The organism is Luteitalea sp. (assembly GCF_022842525.1).
In the GTDB taxonomy this organism is placed as follows: domain Bacteria; phylum Acidobacteriota; class Vicinamibacteria; order Vicinamibacterales; family Vicinamibacteraceae; genus Luteitalea.
This window is the reverse complement of sequence record NZ_JALHPM010000313.1, coordinates 1-4,470: the sequence shown is the minus strand read 5'-3', so window position 1 is coordinate 4,470 and position 4,470 is coordinate 1. Positions and strand designations below refer to the sequence as shown.

The 4,470-nt window shown below is 70.0% G+C and carries 4 protein-coding genes; 3 read left to right on the top strand and 1 reads right to left on the bottom strand.

The features are described 5' to 3' along the window. The first annotated feature begins 237 nt into the window (after positions 1-237). From Q0C41_RS30045 to Q0C41_RS30035, 3 genes are read left to right on the top strand one after another with little or no spacing between them, the layout of a single operon-like run. Positions 238-1,338 carry a HupE/UreJ family protein gene (locus tag Q0C41_RS30045; protein WP_291990480.1) on the top strand — a complete coding sequence of 367 codons (1,101 nt, stop codon included), beginning with the start codon at positions 238-240 and terminating at the stop codon, positions 1,336-1,338. A 26-nt stretch (positions 1,339-1,364) separates the two neighbouring features. Then, positions 1,365-2,234, top strand: a complete 870-nt coding sequence (locus Q0C41_RS30040) for an MBL fold metallo-hydrolase (protein WP_291990478.1) — start codon at positions 1,365-1,367, stop codon at positions 2,232-2,234. 18 nt (positions 2,235-2,252) lie between these two features. Continuing rightward, positions 2,253-3,548 (top strand): Gfo/Idh/MocA family oxidoreductase, encoded by a 1,296-nt coding sequence (locus Q0C41_RS30035; RefSeq protein WP_291990476.1) that lies wholly within the window; start codon positions 2,253-2,255, stop codon positions 3,546-3,548. Between the two features lie 18 nt (positions 3,549-3,566). On the opposite strand, the gene Q0C41_RS30030 is transcribed toward Q0C41_RS30035, so the two are convergent. Next, positions 3,567-4,470, bottom strand: a 904-nt coding sequence (locus tag Q0C41_RS30030) for an META domain-containing protein (RefSeq protein WP_291990474.1), incomplete at its 5' end; no start/stop codon positions are given.

Here is a 4,470-nt window from a genome sequence, read left to right as displayed (position 1 = left end):
GGGCAGGTCGGCATCCTTGTTGTAGTGGGTGTTGGGTGGCATGGCGAGCCTTGAGAGGACGGAGGAGAGAGGAGGGAGGACGGAGGTAGGGGCGTGGGAAGTGGGAAAGGGGCAGGGGAAGGGGAAGGGTGGGCATGGGGAGACTATACGCATACGTATGCGTATACGTATGCGAGTACGTATAGATGGTGCAGCCTCGCGTGGCGCCGGCGACGCTCCTCGCCCGACAATGGCGGCGTGTCGACGCAATCCACCCGGTGGGGCCGATGGCTGACGATGGTGTGCTGGCTGGTGGGGGTGCTGATGCCGGCGAGTGGCGCGGCGCATCCGGCGCCCTTCAGCTATCTGGACGTGCGCGTGGCACCCGAGGGGCTGTCGGGCACGCTCGTGCTCCACACGATCGACGTGGCGCGGACGCTCGGGCTGCCTGATCCGGCCGTCCTCACGACCCAGGAGGCCGTCTCCGCCCACCTCGACGGCATCGTGACGCTCATGACGACGAGGGTGGCGGTCGAGGTCGATGGGGTGCCGATCACCTGGGTGGTCGACGGCGCGCGGCCTCTGGCCGGGCAGGACGCGGTGGGCATCGCCTGGCATGCGGCGCTGGCCCGTCCGGCGGGGCACCTTGCCATCGGTGCGCGTCTCTTCCCCGAAGACGCGGCGCACCAGACCTTCGTGACGGTGTACGAGGCCGGTTCGGTGGCCTGGCAGGAGGTGCTGAACCGCGACCGGGTCGGGGCCGACTACTACACGGGCTCGCGGCAGGGCCGTCTGGCCGTGATGCGCCGCTTCGTGGCCTCAGGCATCCATCACATCGCCATCGGTCCCGACCACATCCTGTTCCTCGTCGGCCTGCTGATCCCGGGTGGGCGGATCGGTCGGCTGCTCGGGATCGTCACCGCCTTCACGCTCGGGCACAGCGTGACGCTGGCCCTGGCCACGCTGGCCATCCTGTCCCCACCGGCGCACGTCATCGAGCCACTCATCGCGCTGAGCATCGTCTTCGTCGGGGCCGACAACCTCTGGATCGGCGCGCGTGGTCGCGACGTGCGCGTGTGGGTGGCGCTGCTGTTCGGGCTGATCCACGGCTTCGGCTTCGCGAGCGTCTTGCGCGACACCGGGTTGCCGTCGGGGGCGCTTGGAGTATCGTTGTTCGCGTTCAACCTGGGCGTGGAGATCGGGCAGGCCGCGATCGTGGTGGTCGTGGCGGCAGCCCTCGCGCTGCTGCGTCGCCAGCGCCCGCAGTGGGCGGCGCGGGTCGCGACCGTGGGATCGGCGCTGGTGCTGTGCGCCGGCGTGTACTGGTTCGTCGAGCGCGTCCTGCAGGGACGCGCCTGAGACCGCAGGATGGACGGGAGAGCGCCATGCGACGTGTGCTGCTGATGGGAATCCTCGTGGCCGCCGGCGCGGTCGGCATCGTCGCGGGACAGCCCGCGGCCGGGCCACCGCAGGTGGCCGAACTCGTGAAGGTGAAGGACAACCTGTTCGTCGTGAAGGGCGGCGGTGGCAACACCGCGGCCTTCGTCACCGGGTCGGGCGTGGTGCTGGTCGACACCAAGCTGGCGGGCTGGGGCGAGCGGATCATGCAGCAGGTGCGCACCGTCACGGACAAGCCCGTGACGATGATCATCAACACGCACACGCATGGCGATCATGTCGGGAGCAACGACTTCTTCGCGGCCTCCGTCGAGGTGGTGGCGCATGCCAACACCAAGGCGAACATGGAGAAGATGCCGGCGTTTGTCGGAGAGAAGGCGACGTTCCTGCCCGATCGCACCTACGCCGACACGTTGACGATCGGCACCGGCCCCGATCGCATCGACCTCAGGCACTTCGGGGCGGGCCATACCAACGGCGACACCATCGTCATCTTTCCGGCGCTGAAGGTGGCCCACACGGGGGACCTGTTCGCGGGCCTCGGCACGCCGCTGATCGACACGCGCAACGGCGGCTCGGGGCTGGCGTATCCCGACACGCTGAAGAAGGCCGCCGCGGGCATCACTGGCGTGGACACGGTCATCCCCGGGCACGCCGACGTCATGCCGTGGGCGAAGTTCGTCGAGTTCGGCGAGTTCAATGCCGCGTTCGTGGCGGCGGTCCGGCAGGCCGCCGCCGAGGGCAAGACGCCGGAGGCGGCCTTCGCCGGCCTGAAACTGCCGGACACGTTCAAGGACTACCAGATTGGCCGCGGCCAGGCCAACGTGACCACCATCTACGGTGAGTTGAAGCGATAAGCGGTGAGGAGCCTCGTGGTGCGTGAAGAGTCGAGCGGCGTGTCGCGCCGCGTGTTCCTCGGTGCGGCCGCCGGCCTCGCCACGGTCATCCATCGTCCGCTCATCGCGCAGCCGTCGGCGCCGAGCGACCAGATCCAGTTGGCGCTCATCGGCGTCGGCGGGATGGGGACCGGTCGGCTCAAGGAGTTCATGACGCATCCGGATGTGCGCATCGCCGCCATCTGCGACGTGGACCGCCGCCATCGGGCTGCGGCGATTGCCCTGGTGCAGTCGACGCTCGGGTACGCTCCGGCAGGGGAGGGCGACTTCCGCCGCCTCCTGACGAACAAGACCATCGACGCCGTCGCGATCCAGACGCCGGATCACTGGCATGCCATCACGGCCGTCCGGGCGATGGAGGCCGGCAAGGACGTCTTCGTCGAGAAGCCGCTGTCGTACAGCGTGGCCGAGGGGCGCGCCATGGCCGAGGCCTCGCTGCGGCACGCGCGCGTCACGCAGATGGGCAACCACATCCACAACACGGGCCGGAACTACCGCAACGTCGTGGAGCTGGTGCGCTCCGGGAGCCTCGGCCGCATCCATCGTGTCCAGTGCTGGCGCACCTGGGACAGCGCGCTCACCAACGGCGAGCCCGCCACCAGGCCCGCCGAACTCGACTACGACTTCTGGCTCGGCCCCGCGCCCAGGCGGGACTACCACCCCCTGCGGTCACACCGGACGTTCCGCAACTTCTGGGACTACTCGGGCGGCACGTTCATCGACTTCTGGTGCCACATCATGGATGTCGCTGTCTGGGCGCTGGACCTCGGGGCGCCTCGCACGGTGTCGGCCGTCGGCGGCCGCTTCGTCGTCAACGACGTCACCGAGACGCCGGATACGCTCGAAGCCATGCTGGAGTACCCGAACCTGCTCGTGTCGTTCAGTCTGCGTCCGGCGCCGCCGCCGGGGTTCGCGCACATGGGCGGCATCGGCTGCATCTTCGAGGGCAGCGAGGGCACGCTCGTCACCAACTACGGCACGCACGAGGTGTACGTGAAGGGGAAGCGCGTCGAGGACATCGCGCGTCCGGCCCAGAGCCTGCCCGATTCCCCCGGGCACCTGCGCGAGTACCTCGACGCCATCAAGGCCCGCACCGTCGAGACCACGTGCAACGTGCGCTACGGGCATCGCCTCACGAAGCTCGGGTTGCTCTCCAACATCGCCTATCGCACGGGGCGTCGGCTCACGTGGGACGACTCGAAGGAGCGGTTCATCGGCGACAGCGACGCCGATCGCTACCTCTCGAGAAAGTTCCGCAAGCCGTACGCCCTCTAGGCGCTCGTCCCGACCCGCTCAGGGCTGCTCGGTGGAGGCGCGCCGGTCGAAGGAGAGGCTCCGCATCTGCTCGCCGTCGAGCCCGGACAGGACCAGCCGGCCCGCCAGGAACGTGTAGCCGGTCACGCCACCCAGCGCCTTGAGGAAGCGGCGCTCGAGGGCGGCGCCCTCGCCGACGCAGGCGCGGCGCGTACTGATGGCCGGCCCTACCTTCAGCGTACCGGGCTCCGGTTCGTCCACCGGCGCCCGGTACTGATTGCACCCCGTCGAGCCGGACAGACGGCCGTCGGCGAACATCAGGGTGAGCGCGGGACTGCCGGCGGCCGGTGGCTCGCCGTCCAGCGCCGCCAGGGTCCAGGTGAAGCCACCGACGGTGGAGGCCAGTGACAGGCGGCCGGTGACGTCCGACGCCACTTCCGTGAGGACGTCGCCGACGAGGCGGAAGGTCCTGGTCGCCAGTTGCGTGCCGCAGCAGGCGGCTTCGCCGGGCCCGATCTGCACGACGTCGATCACCACGTCGCGTCCCGACACCCGCAGATCGCGCACCTTCGTGCGGTTGCCGACGTCGGCCGTGCCGATGCTCCGCACCATGCCGTCCCGCTCCGACACCACCGATAGCGTGATGTGCTCGCCGCTGCCGCCCGAGTTGGAGGCGAGGAGGGCGGCCGCATCGGCCCCTGGCTGGTCGTCGAGCTCACCGAACCGCACCAGCGGCGTCATGAGGATCGCCATCGGGCGGGAGGACCCGGCCGGGTCGAAGGGCGGCCCCTCGTAGGTGCCCTGGGCCAGCGTGAACGGCGCCTCGAAGACGCCGCCGATGGTGGCGTGCTCGACCTGGGCCAGCGTGATCGGTGCCGCGGGCGCCGCGGCGGCCGGTGGGACCTCCGCGACGCGTGCGGCCGGCGCCGGCGTGCCGGCGGGG

Excerpts from the sequence above, each read along its gene's own strand:
- Q0C41_RS30040 (WP_291990478.1), top strand. The coding sequence starts at position 1,365 with ATGCGACGTGTGCTGCTGATGGGAATCCTCGTGGCCGCCGGCGCGGTC.